General features: G+C 71.1%; 19 protein-coding genes and 3 tRNA genes. 12 read left to right on the top strand and 10 right to left on the bottom strand.

Annotation, left to right across the window (positions count from 1 at the left end):
- Positions 1–188 precede the first annotated feature (188 nt).
- Positions 189–1,385: a CapA family protein gene (locus tag ABD295_RS18705; protein ID WP_344305326.1), complete on the top strand. Its 1,197-nt coding sequence runs from the start codon at positions 189–191 to the stop codon at positions 1,383–1,385.
- Between the two features lie 167 nt (positions 1,386–1,552).
- A complete protein-coding gene (locus ABD295_RS18710; RefSeq protein WP_344305327.1) occupies positions 1,553–2,980 on the top strand; it encodes an ATP-binding protein in 1,428 nt (475 codons plus the stop codon).
- Between the two features lie 117 nt (positions 2,981–3,097).
- On the opposite strand, the gene ABD295_RS18715 is transcribed toward ABD295_RS18710, so the two are convergent.
- A tRNA-Arg gene (locus ABD295_RS18715) sits at positions 3,098–3,170 on the bottom strand.
- A gap of 300 nt (positions 3,171–3,470) precedes the next feature.
- Between ABD295_RS18715 and ABD295_RS18720 the strand changes: the two genes are divergently transcribed.
- Positions 3,471–5,348 carry a phosphoenolpyruvate carboxykinase (GTP) gene (locus ABD295_RS18720; protein WP_344305328.1) on the top strand — a complete coding sequence of 626 codons (1,878 nt, stop codon included), beginning with the start codon at positions 3,471–3,473 and terminating at the stop codon, positions 5,346–5,348.
- Positions 5,349–5,450: 102 nt separating this feature from the next.
- Positions 5,451–6,476: a TrmB family transcriptional regulator gene (locus tag ABD295_RS18725; RefSeq protein ID WP_344305329.1), complete on the top strand. Its 1,026-nt coding sequence runs from the start codon at positions 5,451–5,453 to the stop codon at positions 6,474–6,476.
- Positions 6,477–7,229: 753 nt separating this feature from the next.
- Here the strand turns inward: ABD295_RS18725 and ABD295_RS18730 are convergent.
- Positions 7,230–7,318 (bottom strand) — tRNA-Ser (locus tag ABD295_RS18730).
- Between the two features lie 73 nt (positions 7,319–7,391).
- Complete coding sequence (locus tag ABD295_RS18735; RefSeq protein ID WP_344305330.1) at positions 7,392–7,853, bottom strand: hypothetical protein; 462 nt, start codon at positions 7,851–7,853, stop codon at positions 7,392–7,394.
- Positions 7,854–7,976: 123 nt separating this feature from the next.
- On the opposite strand from ABD295_RS18735, the gene ABD295_RS18740 reads away from it, so the two are divergent.
- Complete coding sequence (locus ABD295_RS18740) at positions 7,977–8,360, top strand: hypothetical protein (RefSeq protein ID WP_344305331.1); 384 nt, start codon at positions 7,977–7,979, stop codon at positions 8,358–8,360.
- A 73-nt stretch (positions 8,361–8,433) separates the two neighbouring features.
- Positions 8,434–8,525 (top strand) — tRNA-Ser (locus ABD295_RS18745).
- 11 nt (positions 8,526–8,536) lie between these two features.
- Here ABD295_RS18745 and ABD295_RS18750 read toward each other — a convergent pair.
- The 3 genes from ABD295_RS18750 to ABD295_RS18760 all read right to left on the bottom strand — a co-directional run bounded on the left by ABD295_RS18750 (position 8,537) and on the right by ABD295_RS18760 (position 10,710).
- On the bottom strand, positions 8,537–8,767 hold the full coding sequence (locus ABD295_RS18750) for a biotin/lipoyl-binding carrier protein (protein WP_344305332.1): 231 nt from the start codon (positions 8,765–8,767) through the stop codon (positions 8,537–8,539).
- Positions 8,768–8,797: 30 nt separating this feature from the next.
- Entirely contained in the window at positions 8,798–9,727 is a 930-nt protein-coding gene (locus tag ABD295_RS18755) for a hypothetical protein (protein WP_344305333.1), read from the bottom strand.
- A gap of 206 nt (positions 9,728–9,933) precedes the next feature.
- The gene (locus ABD295_RS18760) at positions 9,934–10,710 is read right to left on the bottom strand and encodes a carbon-nitrogen hydrolase family protein (RefSeq protein WP_344305334.1); all 777 of its coding nucleotides are present in this window, start codon (positions 10,708–10,710) and stop codon (positions 9,934–9,936) included.
- 61 nt (positions 10,711–10,771) lie between these two features.
- Between ABD295_RS18760 and mobA the strand changes: the two genes are divergently transcribed.
- The 4 genes from mobA to ABD295_RS18780 are packed head-to-tail and all read left to right on the top strand — an operon-like array spanning position 10,772 to position 13,340.
- Entirely contained in the window at positions 10,772–11,374 is a 603-nt protein-coding gene (mobA, locus tag ABD295_RS18765; RefSeq protein ID WP_344305335.1) for a molybdenum cofactor guanylyltransferase, read from the top strand.
- Between the two features lie 12 nt (positions 11,375–11,386).
- Positions 11,387–11,710 (top strand): DUF6457 domain-containing protein, encoded by a 324-nt coding sequence (locus tag ABD295_RS18770; protein WP_344305336.1) that lies wholly within the window; start codon positions 11,387–11,389, stop codon positions 11,708–11,710.
- A 1-nt stretch (position 11,711) separates the two neighbouring features.
- The gene (locus ABD295_RS18775; RefSeq protein WP_344305337.1) at positions 11,712–12,692 is read left to right on the top strand and encodes an NAD(P)H-quinone oxidoreductase; all 981 of its coding nucleotides are present in this window, start codon (positions 11,712–11,714) and stop codon (positions 12,690–12,692) included.
- Positions 12,693–12,701: 9 nt separating this feature from the next.
- Entirely contained in the window at positions 12,702–13,340 is a 639-nt protein-coding gene (locus ABD295_RS18780) for a bacterial proteasome activator family protein (protein ID WP_344305338.1), read from the top strand.
- Positions 13,341–13,375: 35 nt separating this feature from the next.
- Here the strand turns inward: ABD295_RS18780 and ABD295_RS18785 are convergent, their stop codons facing one another.
- From ABD295_RS18785 to ABD295_RS18800, 4 genes are read right to left on the bottom strand one after another with little or no spacing between them, the layout of a single operon-like run.
- Positions 13,376–14,035: a hypothetical protein gene (locus ABD295_RS18785; protein WP_344305339.1), complete on the bottom strand. Its 660-nt coding sequence runs from the start codon at positions 14,033–14,035 to the stop codon at positions 13,376–13,378.
- Positions 14,036–14,045: 10 nt separating this feature from the next.
- Entirely contained in the window at positions 14,046–14,873 is an 828-nt protein-coding gene (locus tag ABD295_RS18790) for an HAD family hydrolase (protein WP_344305340.1), read from the bottom strand.
- Positions 14,870–15,190, bottom strand: a complete 321-nt coding sequence (locus tag ABD295_RS18795; protein ID WP_344305341.1) for a DUF1905 domain-containing protein — start codon at positions 15,188–15,190, stop codon at positions 14,870–14,872. The genes ABD295_RS18790 and ABD295_RS18795 overlap by 4 nt, the downstream gene beginning before the upstream one ends.
- On the bottom strand, positions 15,187–16,080 hold the full coding sequence (locus ABD295_RS18800) for an HAD family hydrolase (RefSeq protein ID WP_344305342.1): 894 nt from the start codon (positions 16,078–16,080) through the stop codon (positions 15,187–15,189). The genes ABD295_RS18795 and ABD295_RS18800 overlap by 4 nt, the downstream gene beginning before the upstream one ends.
- A 105-nt stretch (positions 16,081–16,185) precedes the next feature.
- Between ABD295_RS18800 and ABD295_RS18805 the strand changes: the two genes are divergently transcribed.
- Together ABD295_RS18805 and ABD295_RS18810 are read left to right on the top strand one after the other, a co-directional pair.
- A complete protein-coding gene (locus ABD295_RS18805) occupies positions 16,186–17,763 on the top strand; it encodes a bifunctional phosphatase PAP2/diacylglycerol kinase family protein (RefSeq protein ID WP_344305343.1) in 1,578 nt (525 codons plus the stop codon).
- The gene (locus ABD295_RS18810) at positions 17,750–19,489 is read left to right on the top strand and encodes a glycoside hydrolase family 13 protein (RefSeq protein WP_344305344.1); all 1,740 of its coding nucleotides are present in this window, start codon (positions 17,750–17,752) and stop codon (positions 19,487–19,489) included. The genes ABD295_RS18805 and ABD295_RS18810 overlap by 14 nt, the downstream gene beginning before the upstream one ends.
- Positions 19,490–19,852 lie beyond the last annotated feature (363 nt).

Consider the following 19,852-nt stretch of genomic DNA (forward strand, 5'->3'; position numbering starts at 1 on the left):
GCGACCGACGAGGAAAATGTTAATGAACCGGTGGCCAGAATTTGTGGGTTCTGGGTCTCGATTAGTACGAAAGTCTTAAATTGCGCCTGCCCGACCATCCCGGTCCAGAAGGCTCCGGTGGCGTCCGTTGAGCGGCCAAGGCCGGTGGGACGCCACACCCGCTCGGCGGTCACAACTACGCTCGCCGCATGCGGCTCCTCGCGATGGGCCCGGTGGCCGTCCTGGCCACGTTGACCCTCGCCGCGTGCACGACGGAAGGCGCCGATCCGGGCCGCACGCCGGCCGCGGAGCCGCCGACCGCGTCGACCATCACCCCGTCGACAGGCAGCGTCACTCCCGCTCCGTCGTCGTCGGCCGAGCCACCCCAGACCGCGCCGACCTCGACCTTCAAGCTTGCCCTCGCCGGCGACGTGCACTTCGAGGGCGTCCTCCGCGACCGCCTGGACGACCCGGCCACGGCTCTCGCCCCCGTCGCCGAGGCGCTCATCGCGCCGGACCTCGCCGTGGTCAACCTCGAGACCTCGGTCGGGTCCGGCGGTCGGCCGGAGCCCGGGAAGCGGTTCACCTTCCAGGCCCCGCCGTCGGCGTTCGCCGCCCTCGCCGCCGCAGGCGTCGACATCGCGTCGATGGCCAACAACCACGCGCTCGACCACGGTCGCGCGCCGCTGCGAGGCACCTTCGCCGCGATCGCGCGGGCACGCATCGCGGATCCTCCGTTGCAGGTCGTCGGCCTCGGCCGGGACGCCGCCGAGGCGTTCGCCCCCGCCGTGGTCGACGTGCACGGGACCGCCGTCGCCGTCATCGGCACGACCGTGGCCGGCGCCGACCCGACGGCCGACCCCACGGGACAGTGGGCGGCGACCCCCACCTCCGCAGGCACGGCCGACGCCCTGGACCCCGCCCGGCTGCTGCGCGCGGTCCGTCGCGCCGACAGAGGCGCCGACGTCGTCGTGATCTACGCCCACTGGGGCATCCAGGGCCAGCGCTGCCCCAGCGTCGAGCAGCGCGAGCTCGCCGCGGACCTGGCCGAGGCCGGCGCCGACATCGTCATCGGGAGCCACGCCCACGTCCTCCAGGGGGACGGCCTGCTTCAGGCTCGCGGCCGCGACCCCTACGTCGCCTACGGCCTGGGCAACTTCGCCTGGTACACCCAGAATCCCGCCACCGCTGCAACCGGGATCCTGACCCTCACCGTCCGGCCGCCCGCGGAACGAGCCGGACGGGCCTTAGTCGTCCGTGCCGACTGGCTGCGCCTGAGGATCGGCAGCGACGGCCTACCCCGACCGCTCCCGGTCGACGAGAGTGCTGTGGTCGCCGGAGAGCGCGCGGACCTGCGCACGTGCGCGGGCCTGCGCCGCCTCCGGGATCAGAAGGTGGACGGGTAGAGCCCTGCGATGTCGCACGACCCGGGTAGGCGAACCCCCGGGGGCGGACTGGTCGGGCGTGAGGAACCGTGCCCGACAACCATGCCATTTGTGACTAACGTCGATGTTAGTATCATCTCTGTTAGTCACTTCGGTGAAACTCCTTCCGGAGCCAAGTGGGGAGACCCATGTTCATCGGCCGCAACGAGCAGCTCGCCGTGCTCGACGAGCTCCTCGAGGGCCTCCAGACGCGCAATGACCGAAAGCCTGGTCACGCCATCCTCATCCGGGGCCGACGCCGCGTCGGGAAGTCGCGCCTCGTGGAGGAGTTCGTGCAGAGGGCGAATGTGCCGCACCTGTTCTACGCGGCGGCGGGACGGACGGTGGAGGAAGAGCTTCGCCTCTTCGTGGCTGAGGTCCTTGCGTCGGACCTACCCGAGGCAGACTCCTTCAGGGGCGTCACCTTCGAGACCTGGGACACGGCTCTGCGGTTCCTCGTCTCGGCGCTGCCCGAGGACGGGGCGAGCATCGTGGTCATCGACGATCTCCCCTACCTCATCGACAAGGACCCAGGCTTCGAGGGGACGCTGCAGACGGTCTTCGACCGTTTCCTCTCGCCCCAGCGGGTGCTTCTGGTCGGCATCGGGTCGGACCTGGCCATGATGGAGATGCTGAACGACTACGGGCGCCCGTTCCATCAGCGCGCGACCGAGATGATCGTTCCTCCGCTCTCGCCAGCCGAGGTCGCCGAGATGCTCGAGCTGCCTGCGGCCGAGGCGATGGACGCGTACCTCGTCAGCGGCGGTCTACCGCTCATCCTCGCTGAGTGGAAGCCCGGCTGGACGATGTGGGAGTACTTGGAGTGGGCCCTCCAACGGCCCACGTCGGCGCTCCTGGTCTCGGCTGAGCGGGCGCTCGCTGCCGAATTCCCGACCGAGGCGCAGGCCAGGCTGGTGCTTTCGACCATCGGCGGCGCCGGAGAACGGACTTTCACGACCATCGGCCAGCGGGCCGGCATCCAGGCCACCCAGGTGACTCGGGCGACGAAGCTCCTCGGCGAGAAGCGAATGGTCGACGCCGTGCGCCCACTGTCGACGAGGAAGTCATCGGAGACCCGCTACCGGGTCGCCGACCCCTACCTGCGGTTCTGGCTGTCGTTCATCGAACCCCAGATGCCGCGGATCGAACGCGGTGGAGGGCTGGAGGTCCTCGAGCGCATCCGGGAGGGCTGGTCGTCGTGGAGTGGTCGGGCGATCGAGCCGGTCATCCACGAGGCCCTGGACAGGCTCCGCCTTCCGCTGGGGCCGAAGGCCGCCGCCGGGGTCGTCGGCGGGTACTGGACGCGCACCAACGACGTCGAGATCGACGTGGTCATCGCCGACCGACCCGAGGTGGCGAAGCAGATCTACGCGGTGGGGTCGATCAAGTGGAAGGGCGAGCGGCCCTTCGACGGCCACGACCTGGGCGAGCTGCTCAAGCACCGCGGACAGTTGCCCGGCGCCGACGGGACGACGCCGCTCGTCGCAGTCACTCGGTCCGGCTACACCGCGGGAACGGTGCCCGACCTGCATGTTCTCGGACCAGAGGACCTCCTCGAAGCGTGGCGGCGCAGGTAGCAGCGCCTGCCGTAATACCAACCACTCGGACGCCCATCTGGCCCCAGACCCAGAAACACAAAACCGGACCCCGATCCGGGGTCCGGCCTGTCCGGGATCTCTTGAGAGATCACACTGCGCGCCTGTAGGGATTCGAACCCCAAACCTTCTGATCCGTAGTCAGATGCTCTATCCGTTGAGCTACAGGCGCTCGGCCCCGCGAACGACGGTGAACGACCCGCGCAGGACTGGTCGAGGATAGCCGACCCCGTCAGGGGCGGCGAAATCGCAGGGGCGGGCGCGGGACGGTCCTCACGACGTGATCCCGGCCACACACCCTGGATCGATCCAATATGTGGACCGCAGTTGCGCAGGTAGCCTCGCGCAATCCGGGCACGGCGGAGCCTCACGCTCACCGCCGGTCCCCCGGTCGAAGTCACCGAGCACGGCACCGGCAATGACGCCGAGCGAAACCCTGCACCGCCCGTCGCGAGAGGGACCCACGACGCACATGACCGCCGACACGCACACCCGAGACTCCGTCGAGGGCGCCAACCTCAGCGACCGGCCGTCACCGACGACCCACCCGGGCATCGCCGAGTTCGTCGCCGAGACCGCCGCACTGACCAAGCCCGAGCGCGTCCAGTGGGTGACGGGCTCACCCGAGGAGTGGACCGAGCTCACCGACGCGCTGGTCGCGACGGGCACCTTCACCCGGCTCAACCCAGCGCTGAAGCCCAACTCCTTCTACGCCGCGTCCGACCCCATCGACGTCGCCCGGGTCGAGGACCGCACCTACATCTGCTCGGTCGACGAGAAGGACTGCGGGCCCACCAACAACTGGATGGACCCGCAGGAGATGAAGACCCTGATGCGGGGTCTCTACGACGGCTGCATGCGCGGCCGGACGATGTACGTCGTCCCGTTCGTGATGGGCCACCTCGAGGCGGAGAAGCCGATGTTCGGCGTCGAGATCACCGACTCGGCGTACGTCGTGGTCTCGATGCTGGTGATGGCGCGCTCCGGCACCCACGTGCTCAAGCGGATCGAGGAGCTCGAGGCCGCCGGCGAGAGCCCGCAGTGGGTGCCCGCGCTGCACTCCGTCGGCATGCCGCTCGAGCCGGGGCAGGCCGACGTCGCCTGGCCGTGCAACGAGACCAAGTACATCGTGCAGTTCCCCGAGGAGCGGGCCATCTGGTCGTTCGGCTCGGGCTACGGCGGCAACGCGTTGCTGGGCAAGAAGTGCTACGCCCTGCGCATCGCGAGCGTGATGGCGCGCGACGAGGGCTGGCTCGCCGAGCACATGCTGATCCTCAAGCTCACCAGCCCGCAGGGCGTGGTGAAGTTCATCGCCGCGGCCTTCCCGTCGGCGTGCGGCAAGACCAACCTCGCCATGCTCCGACCGACCATCCCGGGCTGGAAGGTCGAGACCCTGGGCGACGACATCGCCTGGATGCGGGTCGGCGAGGACGGCCGCCTGTGGGCGGTCAACCCGGAGTACGGCTTCTTCGGGGTCGCGCCCGGCACCAACCAGAAGACCAACCCCAACGCGATGGACACCATCGACAAGGGCAACTCGGTCTTCACCAACGTCGCGCTCACCGAGGACGGCGACATCTGGTGGGAGGGCCTGGAGAACACCCCGGCCAAGGCCACGTCGTGGAAGGGCGAGCCCTGGACGCCCGACAGCGAGGAGCTGTCGAGCCACCCCAACAGCCGCTACTGCACCCCGATCAAGCAGTGCGACATCCTCGCGGCGGAGTACGACGACCCACGCGGCGTCCCGATCGACGCGATCCTCTTCGGTGGGCGCCGTCGAACGACGGTGCCGCTGGTCTTCGAGGCCCGCGACTGGACCCACGGCACCTTCCTCGGCGCCACCCTCTCGTCGGAGACCACCGCCGCCGCAGTCGGCCAGGTCGGGGTGGTGCGCCGAGACCCGATGGCGATGCTGCCGTTCATCGGCTACAACGCCGGTCACTACTTCAACCACTGGATCACCGTCGGCAAGGAGAACGACGCGGCCAAGCTGCCGAAGATCTTCTACGTCAACTGGTTCCGCCGCGATGAAGACGGTGGCTTCCTGTGGCCCGGGTTCGGCGAGAACTCCCGCGTGCTCAAGTGGGTCGTGGAGCGCATGGAGGGCCAGGCTGACGCCGTCGAGACGCCCATCGGCTACGTCCCTACGGTCGACAGCCTCGACGTGGAAGGGCTCGACATGACCCGCGACGCGGTGGAGGCCGCACTGGCCGTCGACGCCGAGGAGTGGCAGGCCGAGCTTCCCCAGATCCAGGAGTGGTTCGAGAAGTTCGGCGACGACCTGCCGGCCGTGCTGTGGACCGAGCTCGACGGGCTCCGAGCCCGTCTGGACGTGCCTTCCGGAGGCTGAGCCGCGCGCACTGCGACCCGAAGGGTCTCGCCCGGATGTCCGGGTGGGACCCTTCGTCGTCTGACACAGTTGTGTGCAGCCCGTCAGCCAGAAGGAGGTCGCGTGTCCGAGTTCAGCCCGGAGGACCGTGCGGTCTTCTCCGACGCGGCGGCTGACCTGTACGAGGAGGCCGTCGAGACCGACGGCATCGCGGCCGACGACCCACGGCTGAAGAAGCGCAGCGACGTGCGGCCGGCCTTCGACCTGCTCCTCGAGCTGGGCCTGCTGCTGCACGACCCGGACGCCAAGCGCTACCGCCCCGTCGACCCCGCCTCGGTGCAGGCGCGCGTCGTCGCGCCGATGAGCCAGAAGGGCGCCGAGCTCATCAACGAGTCGGCCCAGTGGGCGCAGAGCTTCGGTGCGCTGGCGCAGGCCTGGCGGCGCTCCCCCGCGGCAAGTCGCGGCCCGATGACCGAGCTCCGCGGGCTCGACACGATCAACAGCTACATCGTCTCCGTGGTGGCCGGCGCGGAGACCGAGCTGCTGACCGCTCAGCCGCAAGCGACCCGGACCGCCGCGGCTGTGGCCAAAGCAGCAGAGCGCGACATCGCCGCCCTCGATCGTGGCCTCAAGATGCGCACCCTCTATCAGCACTCCGCCCGGCGGATGGCCGCCACCCACAAGTACGTCCTCGCGGTCGAGCGGCGTGGGGCCGAGGTGCGCACCCTCGACGAGTTCTTCAACCGTTTGATCGTGGTCGACCGTCGGATCGCGATCATCCCCGGCTCGTCGGGGCCGCTGGCCATGGCGATCCGCGAGCCGATGATCGTGGAGTACCTCGTCGACCTCTTCGAGCGGCACTGGGAGCGGGCCCGCCCCTACATCAACCGCGAGCAGAAGCTGATGCGCGAGGTCGCCAAGGAGCAGCGGGCCATGACCATCCGGATGCTCATCGAGGGACACGCGGACCCGGCCAGCGCCAAGCGGCTCGGCGTCAGCCCCCGCACGTATGCCGGCTACATCTCCGACCTCAAGGTGGAGTACGACGCCGAGACCAGGTTCCAGCTCGGCTACACCATGGGGCGCCTGGGCGTGGCCGGCGAGGAGGACGAGGACGACGACGAGGGTCCCGCGGCTCGCGGGGCTTGAGCGCAGCGCCGAATCCGCGACGGGGGAAACCCCTCCGAAATCGCCACGAGGGCAGAGACGATGTCTCTGCCCTCGGGCAACTGAGACGCGCCGGGGGGATGGCTACCGAGTCCGCAAAGGTGGGGGGGTGCGGTACTCGTCCGTCTCAGGGGATCTTCAGTTGTGTCCGTTAAGTCTGGTGATCTCGGTTACTTGATGGCCGTCTTGGTCCATCCGGTGTCGCGGGCGTCTGCCGGGCTCGCCGTGAGAGCGAGGCCACTGACGGCCAGGATGCTGGTAACCAGAGCGATAGTTGCGCGCCGTGCGAAGTTCATTGCTGGTGATCCCTCCACTATTCATGTGTCAAGGAGACCCTTGCTGGTGAGTCTTCCTGAGCGAGCGACCCTTGCTGGTGAGCCCCTCGCGATAACTAGTCTGGGGCTAGTCAGACCCCACTTGTTGCAAAACGTTTCCTCAGAAACTTGCATTGCATTTTCTTGCAATTTTGGCGCGCCGACTTGCTTGGCGTGGGGGGGTCCCGTAGAGGCCCGAGGTACTCCAACGACGAAGTGTCCAGGTCGGAGAACCCGCAGGTCAAGAGGCAGTGTAAAGAGATTCCTTTACAGAAGGCGCCCCATGGTCAAGCGCCTGGTGTGGACTTCTGTGGCTGGTGGGGCCGCACCGCAGCCGCGCGGGTTGTAGGCAAAACGCCGCGGGGACGGACCCGAGCACGTGCAGGGGCCCCCGCCACCTGAGGTGACGGGGGCCCTGGTGCGGAGGCGGCGGGATTTGAACCCGCGAGAGGTTTAACCCTCAACCCGCTTAGCAGGCGGGCGCCATAAACCGGACTAGGCGACGCCTCCCTGTGTGTGCGCACAGTCGCCCGGAAGGGCGGGGACAGGCTACTAGGGCAGCCGGGGGCGGACCGAATCGGACCTACTTCCAACGCGCGCCGCCGGCCGCCTCCAGCCGCGTCACCACGTCCTCGGTGAGCGCGTCGGGTGAGGCCGCGACGACCTCGACCGGGATGGTGGTCGTCCGGCCGTCGCGCAGCCGGAGCACCAGGCACCGCGAGCCCGCGACGTGCTGGCGTGTCGCGTCGACGACGTCGGCCCACCGGGCGCTGGACACACCGACGCCGCGCACGAAGCGCACGCGGTAGCCGAGCTCGTCCAGGTGGACGACCCGGGCCCGGGTGCCGGCGTACCAGGCGACGAGGGCGGCGCCCAGGACCCCGAGCCCGGCCACGACCAGGAGCGCCAGCGGATCGAGGCCGGCGGCCACGACGAGGACGGTGACCACGAAGACGAGCAAGCCCACCACGGCGAGGGTCAGGCCGACGAGCCTGGCCGCGAGCGCGGGTGCGACGCGGTAGTCGGACGGCGGTCGGGTGTCCACGTCCGCATTCAACACACGGCGTCGGCGGGCTGGCCAATCGGCTCTTGTGCCGGCCGTTCCACGGGTTCAGACTCGCCCTACCCCAAGATTCTCGGCCCCATCTCGGCCCGTCGGAGGCCGCCCGTGACCACCAGCCGCACCGCCCTGCGAGACCTCAGTGCCGTGCTCGAGTCTGCGCGCCGCTCGACGTCCGGCGCCACGACGGGCTCGGGCACCTGGCGCTGGACGGTGCGCCAGCGCCTCGCGGGCGTGCGCGACCTGCTGGTCAACCAGTCGACCTGGCACGAGGACAGCTGGCTCGCGGCACGGGGCGGCGCGATGCTCCGCGAGCGCAACGCCCTGCTCGCCCGGGTGTCGGCTCTCGGGGCGCGCGTGCTCCAGGATGCCGACGTCGCGGCCCTCGACAGGGACCTGCGACGTCTGGTCGTCGATGTCGCGCATCACCTGCAGAGACTGCACGACCTCGCCTACGACGAGGTCGAGTACGAGCTCGGCGGCTCGGAGTAGCGCACGTCGCCCGGACCGGGGTCGCCACCTACACTCGGGCGGTGCCGGCCGCGTGATCAGCGGGCGCCGGCTCGGAGGGGTGCCGGAGTGGCCGATCGGAACCGCCTTGAAAGCGGTCGCTGGCAGAGATGTCAGCCGCGGGTTCGAATCCCGCCCCCTCTGCCAACGAAACTTCCCTACTGACGAAGGACGAGCAGGACGTCGCCCTCCTGGACGACGTCGCCGGTGGCGACCTTGACCTCGGTGACCTCGCCGGGAAGCTCGGCGATGACAGGGATCTCCATCTTCATCGACTCGAGCAGGCAGACGGTGTCGCCCACCGCGACCCGGTCGCCGGGTCCGACCGAGACGGTCAGCACGTTGGCCACCATCTCCGCGACGATCTCGTGCCCGTGCCTCGACGCCATGACTCGGACGTTACCGGCCGGGGCGACGGGTCACAGCAACGGCTGCGTGCGGCCGGCCTCGGGCCGCAGCGCGGCTGCTTCCTCCTCGCGCGCGGCCCGGCGGCCGCCGGTGCCTCCCAGCAGCAGGTCGACCCTGATGACCAGGACGCCGATGACCAGCCCGGCGAGGAGGGAGTAGACGCTGGTCAGGGTGGCGTTCACCAGGGTCAGCCGCGGATCGGCGAGCAGGTGCGCGACGGGCACCAGCCCGACCACCCCGAACGCGCACGCCCACCAGCCCTGACGGCGCCGCGCCCGCATGTGACAGCCCCAGAGCAGCATGGGCACGCCGAGCAGCGACGGCATGGCGCGGGGGAAGCCGCCGATGTGCTCCTCGCTCCAGGCGGCGACGTCGAGGACCCAGCCCACGAAGCCGGGGGTGCCGTAGAGGCGGAGCAGCTCGGCGTACGCCAGTCCGAGCGCCAGGAGCGCAGCACCGCCGACGAGGATCACCGCGCCCCGGCGACCCAGGCCGTGGAGCCCCGCGCCGAGCCGGTAGACGAGGGTGATGACCAGCACCAGGGCCAGAGCGAGGGTCGTGTACTCGAACCGACCCAGGGCGATCAACGGGTGCAGACCGACCGCTGCGACCGCGCCGACGGCTGCCACCACTCCGGCGCCGACCACCTCCCGCGCGGCACGGGCGATGGTGACGGCGGGCTTGGTGAGCATCACGCCCAGCACGGCGCTGAGCGAGGTGATCAGGACGGCAGCCCCCGAGCGCAGCGAGTCCTGGTCGGTCACCAGGACGGCGACGCCGATCACCAGGGCGAGGAGGCCGAACACGACGGGGCGTCCGCCCGTGCGCACCGCCAGGGCCCACACGTACGCGACGCCGATGGCCACGGCCCCACCGGTCGAGGCCACCTCGGGGGCCAGGTCGAGCGCGGCGGCCAGGATCGCCAGCAGGCCTGTAAGCACGACCGCGCACCAAGCGGTGACCGAGACCGGACCGCGCAGCACCCGGCCGACCGCGGGCCGGCGCGACGGACGGCTCGCGGCCCGTCGGCCGCCCCGTCGGGCGCCCCGTCGGTCGTCCCGTCGGTCGTCCCGTCGGCCGCCCCGGCGGGCGACCCGGGGCCGCCTCGACGTCTCCGGGGGGAAGGGGTCCGACACGGGCAGGAAGGCTACAACCGCCGGTTGGCGAGGCTCGGGTTGGTACGACGTGCGCGGTCGAGCCCGTCGCGGGTGAGGTCGGCGCGCAGCACCGTGGGACCGGGGCCGGCCTCCGCGAGCACGTCGCCAAGCGGGTCGACCACGAGCGAGTGACCGGTGTAGCGGCCGGCGGGCTGCCCCACGGCGAGGACGTAGACGGTGTTCTCGATCGCGCGGGCCCGCGCCAGCGTCCGCCAGTGGTCGGCCTTGCGCTCGCCGGAGACCCACGCGGCGGGCACCACGAGCACCTCCGCGCCGGCGTCGACCACCCGCCTCGCCAGCTCGGGGAAGCGCAGGTCGTAACAGGTCATCAGGCCGACCCGGAAGCCGCGGACGTCCACGACGACGAGCTCCGGCTCCCCGGGGCTGACCCGGTCGGACTCGCGGAAACCGAAGGAGTCGTAGAGGTGGATCTTGCGGTACTCCGCGTCCGCCTCGCCCCGCACGACCAGCGTGTTGAACGGCCGGGCGGGGTCCTCGGACCCCTCGAACATCCCGGCGACCACGGTCGTGTCGTGCTCCTTGGCCGCACTGGCCACGGCCTCCGCGAACGGACCGTCGACGGTCTCGGCGTACGGCGCCAGGTCGGACCCCGGCTCGCCGAAGTCGCGCTGGAAGGCCTCGGGGAAGACCACGAGGTCGGTGTCGTCGGGCGTCAGCGCGGCCACCGCGGTGCGGTTCTCGGCCGGGTCGAGGCTGGCGGCATGCTGCACCAGCGCCACACGGAGTGGATGGGACGGATCGGTCACGGTCCCAACCTACGATCCCCACCTACGATCCCCCCCTACGATCCCCCCCTACGCTCACGGCATGGCGACGGCGAGCACCCCGACCGGGCAGCAGCCCGGACCGCGCAGCGGGTATGCCGCCGTCGTCCTCTCCGGCGGGACCGGGCGGCGACTCGGCGGCGCCGACAAGGCGCTGCTCGAGCTGGACGGCGGCACGCTCCTGGGGCGAGCGCTGGCGGCGGTCGCGGGCGCCGACGAGGTGATCGTGGTGGGACAGCCGGCCGCGACGGCGTACCCCGTCCACTTCGTGGTCGAGGACCCACCGGGCGGCGGTCCTGCGGCGGGCCTGCTCGCCGGCCTCGGCGCCCTCGGTGACAGGCACGCCCTGGTCGTCGTGCTCGCCGTCGACATGCCCTACGTCGGCGCCGCGACCGTGGCCCGCCTGCTCGAGGCGCTGGGCCCGGACGCGGACGGGGCCTTCCTCGCCGATCCGCACGGACGCCGCCAGCTCGCGGGCGTCGTGCGACCGGAACGGCTGAAGGTGCCTGACGACCCGCACGGGCTGCCGATGCACCGGCTGCTCGGCTCTCTGACGCTCGTCCTGGTCCCTCCCACCGGCCAGGAGGCGCTGGACGTCGACACCTGGGACGACGTGAGGGACTTGCGGGGCCTACGCTCCCCGTAGGACGGTGATCGCGTGAACCTGCACGACTGGATCGACGAGCTCTGTGACGTCCTCGACGTCGAGGCCGAAGTCGACGAGGCCCTGGTGCTGGACCTCGCGCGGGACGCCGCCCACAACGTGGAGCGCCGGGCGGCACCCATCACGACGTACCTCCTCGGCTACGCCGCGGGTCGTGCCGACGCGAACCCCGTCGCCATCGAGGCCCTCGCGGCGAAGGCGACGACGCTGGCCCTCGAGTGGGACCGGCCCGCCGACGCCCCCGACCCCGACGACATCGACGACGACGTGCCGGACGACAGCGTCGTCGACCACACCGACGACGAGTTCGACGACTGACGTGTGGGCCGTCGTCGCCGCCGACCCCGGCGGCCCTGAGGTGCTGTCCCTGGCCGAGGTGGACGACGCCGTCGCCGGACCGGACGAGGTCCTGCTGCGAGTCGCGGCCGCCGGGATCAACCGCGCCGACCTGCTCCAGCGGCAGGGGCACTACCCGCCGCCGCCCGGCGCCTCGCCCTTGATGGGGCTTGAGTGCAGCGGCACGGTGGAGGCCCTCGGCGCGGAGGTCTCCGGGTGGTCGGTCGGCGACGAGGTGTGCGCGCTGCTCTCCGGCGGCGGGTACGCCGAGCTGGTCGCGGTGCCGGCCGGGCAGCTCCTCCCGATCCCCGCCGGTGTCGACCTCGTCACGGCGGCCGCGCTGCCCGAGGCGGCGGCCACGGTGTGGTCCAACCTCTTCATGGTCGCCCGACTGCAGGAGGGCGAGACGCTCCTCGTGCACGGCGGCGCCGGCGGCATCGGGTCGTTCGCGATCCAGCTGGCATCCCGGCTGGGGGTCCGCGTGCTGGCCACCGCCGGCTCGCCGGACAAGCTCGGGCTGTGCCGGGAGCTGGGTGCGGACACCGCGATCTCCTACCGCGACCAGGACTTCGTCGAGGAGGTCGAACGGGCGACCGAGGGGCGCGGCGTCGACGTCGTGCTCGACAACATGGGCGCGGCGTACCTGCAGCGCAACATCGCCGCTCTCGCCCGCAACGGCCGCGTCGTCGTGATCGGGATGCAGGGGGGCCGCAAGACCGAGCTCGACCTGGGTGGGCTGTTCGCCAAGAACGGCACCCTGTCGGCGATCCTCCTGCGCCCTCGGCCGGTCGCCGAGAAGGCCGCGATCTGCGCCGAGGTCGTGGAGCGGGTCTGGCCGCTGGTGGCCGACGGACGCATCGTCCCGAGGGTGCACGCGACGTACCCCTTCGCCGAGGCAGCCGCGGCGCATGCCGACATGGAGAGCGGCACCCACACCGGCAAGATCCTGCTCACCGCCCCGTAGGGTCGGGGCATGACACAGAACGGTCCCGAGCCCGGTCACGACGACGAGACCACGGTCGTCATCGTCGGTCCCGACGGACAGCCGGTCGCGCGGGTGCCGGCCAGCGCCCTGGCCGCCATGAGCGACGGCAGGCAGGACGACGGCGAGCCTGATGACGGGGGCGGCGCCACCCACTTGACCGACCTGGTCGAGCAGCCCGCGAAGGTGATGCGGATCGGCAGCATGATCCGTCAGCTGCTCGAGGAGGTGAAGGCGGCTCCGCTCGACGAGGCCAGCCGCAACCGTCTCAAGGAGATCCACCAGGCCTCCATCAAGGAGCTGGAGAGCGGCCTCGCGCCCGAGCTCGTCGAGGAGCTCGAGCGGCTGTCGCTGCCCTTCACCGAGGAGGGCGTGCCGTCCGAGGGCGAGCTCCGGATCGCGCAGGCCCAGCTCGTCGGCTGGCTCGAGGGGCTCTTCCACGGCATCCAGACCGCGATCTACGCCCAGCAGATGTCGGCCCGCGCCCAGCTGGAGCAGATGCGCCGCCAGCTGCCCGCCGGCTCCGGGATGGCGGGCCAGCAGCCCGGCCAGCACCAGGGGCAACGACCTCAGCCGGACGCCCCCGCCGACGGTCCCGCGCAGCCGGGCTCGTCCGGGATGTACCTCTAGGAGTTCGGCAACGCCGCGCTGGGTTCGGTAACGGGTCAGGCGCGACGCGAGCGCGCGAACCGCACCAGCACCAGCCCGAGCAGACCGACGATCACCAGCGCCGCGCCGGGCGCCGCCGCGCGCGTGACGCTGCCCGGCGCGGAGGTGTCCAGCGGCGTCAGCTCCACGGGTGGCCGCTCGTCATCGGGTACGACGGCGCGGCCGTCGCCGAGCTCGGCGACCACCTCGCTCTCGAACGACGTGGTCAGCGGGCGCGAGCCGCCGCACTTGGCCGCCTGGAAGCCGTTCTCCCGGGCCTTGGCGAAGAAGACGAACTCCGTGCCCGGCTCGATGTCACCGAGCCCGCAGGCAGACTCGGCGCGCGGGGAGGACACCCGGACGGTGTCGGTCACCACGGTGCCGTCCTCCTGCCAGACCGTCTCCACGTCGACGACGTGCACGACCTGGCGCTGGGCCCGGCCACCGCCACCAGCACCGCCGCCGCCCTCGGGCTCGGCGTTGCGGCTCTCGCGCACCGTCCCGCTGAAGACGGCGTCCGCGGCCGTGGCGTGGTCCCCGAGCGTCTTGTCCTGGCAGGTGCAGGCGGCCTGCGCGGGCGAGAGCCCCGCGAGGACGAGCGTGGTGCCCAGCAGCACGGCGAGCGCGAGTCCCGCGGCGAGTCGAGACGCCAGCCGAGACGCGAACCTGCCGACCATGCCCGCCACCCTACGCAGAGGGAGGCGCAAGCCCGAAGATCGCGGCGAGCGTGACCGCGACCCCGTCCTCGTCGTGGTGGGGTGCGACGTGGTCGGCGGCCGCCAGCACGGTCGGGTGCGCGTTGGCGACGGCGTACGACGTCCCGGCCCACTCGAGCATCGGCAGGTCGTTGGGCATGTCGCCGAACGCGACGACGTCGGACCCGGCCACGCCGAGCTCGTGAGCGACGATGGCCAACGTCGACGCCTTGGTCACGCCGGGTGCGCTGATCTCGAGCAGCGAGGAGTCCGAGGACCAGGTGACGACCGCGAGGCCGCCGACGGCGTCGGCAGCGAGGTCCCAGAACTCCTGCGGCGCGAGCTCCTCGTGGCGGGCCAGCAGCTTGATCGTGGCGACGCCGACGATCTCCTCGAGGGCGCCGCGCGGGCTGCCGTCGGGGACGGGGTACCGCTCCACGTAGTCGGTCTCCAGCGCCATGCCCCCGGTCCTCTCGACGGCGAAGGTCGAGCCGGGGACGCGCTCCCTGATCGCGCGCGCCACCGCGAGCACCGCCTCACGGTCGAACGCACGCTCGGACCAGGCCCGGTGCCCGTGGACGTCCCAGACCAGCGCGCCGTTGGAGACGATCGCGAGACCGTGCTCGCCCACGTGCTCGAAGACCTCCTCGGTCCAGCGCAGCGGCCTTCCGGTGACGAAGACGAGAGGGGTGCCGGCGTCCTCGAGCGCCGTCAGCACCTCACGCGTGTACGCCGACACGGACCCGTCCGAGCGCACCAGCGTGCCGTCGAGGTCGGTGGCCACCAGCCGTGGCAGCCCGGTCTGCGCCTGCCCCGTCACGGGTCGCGGACCCGCAGCGTGACGGTGAGCTCGTCGTCCTCGTCGACCTGCTCGGCCAGCCGGACCGCCTTCTTGACCGGCAGCACGAAGCAACCCGAGTCGCTGTCGGGAAAGACGCTGGTGTCCCAGGACGAGCCGCCCGCCACGGCCGAGACCCGCACCGACCCGAAGCCCCTAGGCGGCCCGGTGCGCGAGTCCCGGATCTCCTCGCTGAGCTCGCGCGGCACGGTCACGAAGAACCAGGCGCCACCGTCGCCGCTCTGCTCACGGGCCCGCCACTGCCACAGCGGCGCCGTGAAGGTCACCTGCGTGCTCACAGCGACTCGGGCGCCCTCAGCTCGGCGTGCCGGTCGGGCTCCTCGGCGGGTCCGGGCGGGAACCACCGGGAGATCTCGACCGCGGCGCCGTCGTCGTAGACGCTGTCGGTGACCGCGTCCGCCGCTGCGATCACCTCCTCGACCGCCTGCCCCATCGCGACCCCGCGGCCGGCCCAGGCCAGCATCTCGATGTCGTTGCGCCCGTCGCCGATGGCGAGCACGTCGGCCGCCGCCACACCGAGACGCTCACAGACGTGCTCGAGCCCGGACGCCTTGCTGACGCCCATCGGCGCCAGGTCGAGCCACGCGGTCCACCCGACGACGTAGTCGGTGCCGTGCAGCCCGAGGCGCCCGGCCAGCTCGACGAAGTCCTCGGCCGTCGCATCGGGATCGCGAATGATGACGCGGCTCACCGGCTTGGCGACCATCTGGTGCACGGAGGTGATGAACTGCACCCCGCTCAGCTCACCGTGCGGGAAGGGCTTGCTGACGCGGTAGCCCCGGCCACGCTCCTCGATCGCCACGCGGGCCTTGGGGTGGTGCCTCAGCACCGCCTCGACGGCCGGCGCGGCATCGAAGGTGACCTCGTGCACGATCTCGACCGGGGCGTAGCGGAACACCACCGCGCCGTTCGAGGCGACGACCCAGAGCCGGTCCTCGCCGTCACGGGGCAGCCCGAAGAGGTCGGCGATGCGGGTCATGCCGTGCGGCGACCGCCCGCTGGCCAGCACGATGTGGGCGCCGGCGTCGTAGGCGCGGTGCACGGCGGCGTACACCTCGTCGGGAATGACCTCGTAGGTCTGGCCCGCCCCCTCCATCCACTTGAGCAGCGTGCCGTCGATGTCGAGCGCGACCAGCCCAGGTCTCCAGCCGGGCGTCCCATCGCTCATGGGCGCAGGCTATCGGCGCGGGTGGACAGCGCGTCGACGCGAGGGGGCCCGTCCCACCCTCGCGGATGAACGATCGGCGGCGGCCGGGCGGCATAATCCGGGCACGTGACTGAACGCAAGCGGCTGCTGCCCCTGATCTGGGCAGCGCTCTGCGCCGGCGCCTTCGCGATCCTTGCCGTCCTGGTCACTCGCGACCGGTCGCCCCTCGACTCCTTCGACCAGATCGGCAAGGCCGGCGAGGACTGGGCCGACGACCACACGGTGCTCGTCGACATCCTGCACTGGGTCGAGATCCTCTTCGGCGGCGCGGCGATCGCGGTCATCACGGTGCTGCTCGCGGTCATCCTGCTGGCCCGACGGCACCGACGGGCGATGGTCTTCGTCGCCGTCGTGATGATCATGCAAGGGCTGCTGACCACCGCCCTGAAGGTGACCCTCGGCCGCAACCGCCCCGACTGGCAGACCGTCGACCTCGACGCACTGACCACCCGCTCGTTCCCGAGCGGTCACGCCGCTTCCATCGCGGCGTACGTCGGCGTGCTCATCGTCCTGACCTGGATCTTCGTCCGCCGCTCGAGCATGCGGCGGGGCATCATCGTGGCCCTCCTGCTGGTCTGGTTGACGGTGTGCCTCGATCGCGTGCTGCTCGGCCGGCACTACCCGACCGACGTCATCGCCGGGTCGCTGCTCGGCGCCGCCATCGTGCTGGTGGCCATGGTCGTCATCGACCCCTGGCCGCGCGGGCACGCGGAGAAGGTCGAGCCGCTCGCGATCGTCGTCCCGTCCTCGCGCCAGCTCGCCGTGGTCCTCAACCCCATCAAGGTCGAGGACGCCGCGCAGTTCCGCGCGACCGTCGAAGCGATGGCCAAGGAGTCGGGCTGGGGCACTCCCAGCTGGCACTACACGACCGTCGAGGACCCCGGCACCGGCATGGCCGAGGCGGCGTCGGTCGAGGGTGCCGACCTGGTGCTCGTCTGCGGCGGCGACGGGACCGTGCGTGAGGTCTGCGCCGAGCTCGCGGGCACCGGCATCCCCGTCGGGATCATCCCGGCCGGCACCGGCAACCTCCTGGCGCGCAACCTCGACATCCCGCTCTACCTCCGCTCGGCGATCGACGTCGCCCTCAACGGCCAGGACCGCGCCATCGACATGGTGGAGGTCGCCGGCGACGGGTTCGAGGACACCTTCTTCATGGTGATGGCCGGCATGGGTTTCGACGCCGCGATCATGGAAGGCGTCAACGAGGAGATCAAGGCCAGGGTCGGCTGGTTCGCCTACGTCATCTCCGGTGTGCGGTCGCTGATGTTCCCCGCGCAGCGCATCGAGATCTCCGTCGACGGCGGCGAGTTCACCCGGCACCGCGCCCGCACGGTCGTCGTCGGCAACGTCGGCTTCCTGCAGGCCGGAATGCCCCTCCTCCCCGACGCTGCCATCGACGACGGCCTCCTCGACATCGTGATCCTGCACCCGCGCAACTTCCTGTCCTGGATCCCGCTGGCGTGGCGGGTGCTGCTGAAGGTCAAGCACACCGACGAGCTGGTCGACCGCAAGGTCGGCGCCTCCGTCGTCATCCGCTCCGCCCAGGAGACCCCGCGCCAGCTCGACGGCGACTCGATCGGCCCGGGCCGCGAGCTGCGGATGAAGGTCGTGCACGGGCGGGTTTTGGTCCGTGTCCCCCGCTGAGTGGTTCAAGTCGGCCGTCGTCTACCAGGTCTACCCGCGCAGCTTCGCCGACTCCGACGGTGACGGCGTCGGAGACCTGGGCGGGATCATCGCCCACCTCGACCACCTGGCGCGGCTCGGCGTCGACGTCGTCTGGCTGAGCCCGGTGTACCGGTCGCCGATGGCCGACAACGGCTACGACATCTCCGACTACGACGACGTGGACCCCCTCTTCGGCACCCTCGACCAGCTCGACGAGCTGATCGCCGGCCTGCACGAGCGCGGCATCAAGCTGGTGATGGACCTCGTCGTCAACCACACCAGCTCCGCGCACGCGTGGTTCGTGGAGTCGCGCTCGTCGACCGACAACCCCAAGCGCGACTGGTACTGGTGGCGGCCGCCCCGCGCGGGCCACGAGGCCGGTACGCCGGGCGCCGAGCCGACCGGCTGGCAGTCGGTGTTCTCCGGGCCGGCGTGGACCCTCGACGAGCGGACGGGCGAGTACTACCTGCACATCTTCGCCGCCGAGCAGCCCGACCTGAACTGGGAGAACCCCGAGGTGCGACAGGCGGTCTACGCGATGATGCGTCGCTGGCTCGACCGCGGGGTCGACGGCTTCCGGATGGACGTCATCAACCTGATCTCCAAGACGGTCGGGCCTCCCGACGCGTCCGGACGGCCGACGCTGGTCGCCGACCCGGACGACGCGGCGTACCACGGCACGCCGCCGGTCCTGAACGGGCCGCGGATCCACGAGTTCCTCCAGGAGATGCACCGCGAGGTGTTCGCGGGGCGTCCCCCCGGGCTGCTCAACGTGGGCGAGACTCCCGGCTGTCCGATCGACGAGGCGGTCCTCTACACCGATCCCGCGCGCGGCGAGCTCGACATGGTCTTCCAGTTCGAGCACGTCGACCTCGACTCGGGTCCGCGCGGCAAGTGGGACATCGTGCCGATGACCGTGCGCGACCTCAAGGCCTCGCTGGCCCGCTGGCAGGAGGGCCTCGCCGAGGTCGGGTGGAACAGCCTCTACCTCGGCAACCACGACCAGCCCCGGGCGGTCAGCCGGTTCGGCTGCGACGACCCCGCCCATCGCGAGCAGTCCGCCAAGACGCTCGCCACGGTGCTGCACCTGCACCGGGGGACGCCGTACGTCTACCAGGGTGACGAGCTCGGCCTGCCCAACGTCGGCTACACCCGGCTCGACCAGCTGCGCGACCTCGAGTCGCTCAACCACCACGCTGCCGCAGTCGCCGCCGGCGAGGACCCGGCTGCGGTGATGGCCGCGCTCTCGGCCAAGGGCCGCGACAACGCCCGGGTGCCGATGCCGTGGGACTCCTCTCCCGGCGGCGGCTTCACGACGGGTACGTCGTGGCTCGACCCGCACCCCCTGGCCGGGTCGATCAACGCCGCGGCCCAGGTCGACGACCCGGACTCGGTCTTCACCCACCACCAGCGGCTGATCGCGCTCCGGCACGCGGAGCCCTGCGTCGCGCACGGGTCCTTCCGCCTGCTGCTCGCCGACCACGAGCAGCTGTGGTGCTTCCTGCGTGAGACTCCATCATCAGTTGGGGGCACTCGGTTGCTCGTCGTCGCCAACTGCTCGGCGGCCGACGGCGTCGTCCCCGACCTCTCCGAAATGGGCGGCTGGACGACCGCCGAGCCGCTGGTGCTCTCGGTGCCAGGCTCGACCGCCGGGCCGGCGGACCCGCTGGCTCCGTGGGAGTCGCGGGTCCACCGGCTCAGCTAGGCGGCAGTGCGAGCCACACGAAAGTGACCAAGAACCAGTCACCTCTTGTGGACGGGGCTGCCAGCCACACCATCCCGCCGAACAGGAACGGCAACGTAGCGCAGGCGTAAGCCAGGCGACGCCCAAGGGGCGTCGGGCGGTGAGTGTTGGGGCGGTCAGTCGGCCGCACACGATCTGCCACGACCAGAAGAGCCATGCAAAAGGCAGCCAGGGCTACCGCCACCTCAGTGCCTAGTTCGACCGGCGTAGATAGTTGACCTAGCGGCAATCCAGAGCATGTGCGGACCCCGTCGGCAGGACCAACGCGGGCCCTCAAGATCATGCGCGAGGCCCGCGCCTCGACCACCAGACGTATTCACCGAT

Origin of the sequence: Nocardioides bigeumensis (genome assembly GCF_039531755.1) — a bacterium.
Classification (GTDB): domain Bacteria; phylum Actinomycetota; class Actinomycetes; order Propionibacteriales; family Nocardioidaceae; genus Nocardioides; species Nocardioides bigeumensis.

Bases quoted from the DNA above. Each gene is read 5' to 3' on its own strand.
- ABD295_RS18705 (WP_344305326.1), top strand. From the start codon at position 189: ATGCGGCTCCTCGCGATGGGCCCGGTGGCCGTCCTGGCCACGTTGACC.
- ABD295_RS18710 (WP_344305327.1), top strand. From the start codon at position 1,553: ATGTTCATCGGCCGCAACGAGCAGCTCGCCGTGCTCGACGAGCTCCTC.
- ABD295_RS18720 (WP_344305328.1), top strand. From the start codon at position 3,471: ATGACCGCCGACACGCACACCCGAGACTCCGTCGAGGGCGCCAACCTC.
- ABD295_RS18750 (WP_344305332.1), bottom strand. From the start codon at position 8,767: ATGGCGTCGAGGCACGGGCACGAGATCGTCGCGGAGATGGTGGCCAAC.
- mobA (WP_344305335.1), top strand. From the start codon at position 10,772: ATGGCGACGGCGAGCACCCCGACCGGGCAGCAGCCCGGACCGCGCAGC.
- ABD295_RS18780 (WP_344305338.1), top strand. From the start codon at position 12,702: ATGACACAGAACGGTCCCGAGCCCGGTCACGACGACGAGACCACGGTC.
- ABD295_RS18785 (WP_344305339.1), bottom strand. From the start codon at position 14,035: ATGGTCGGCAGGTTCGCGTCTCGGCTGGCGTCTCGACTCGCCGCGGGA.
- ABD295_RS18800 (WP_344305342.1), bottom strand. From the start codon at position 16,080: ATGAGCGATGGGACGCCCGGCTGGAGACCTGGGCTGGTCGCGCTCGAC.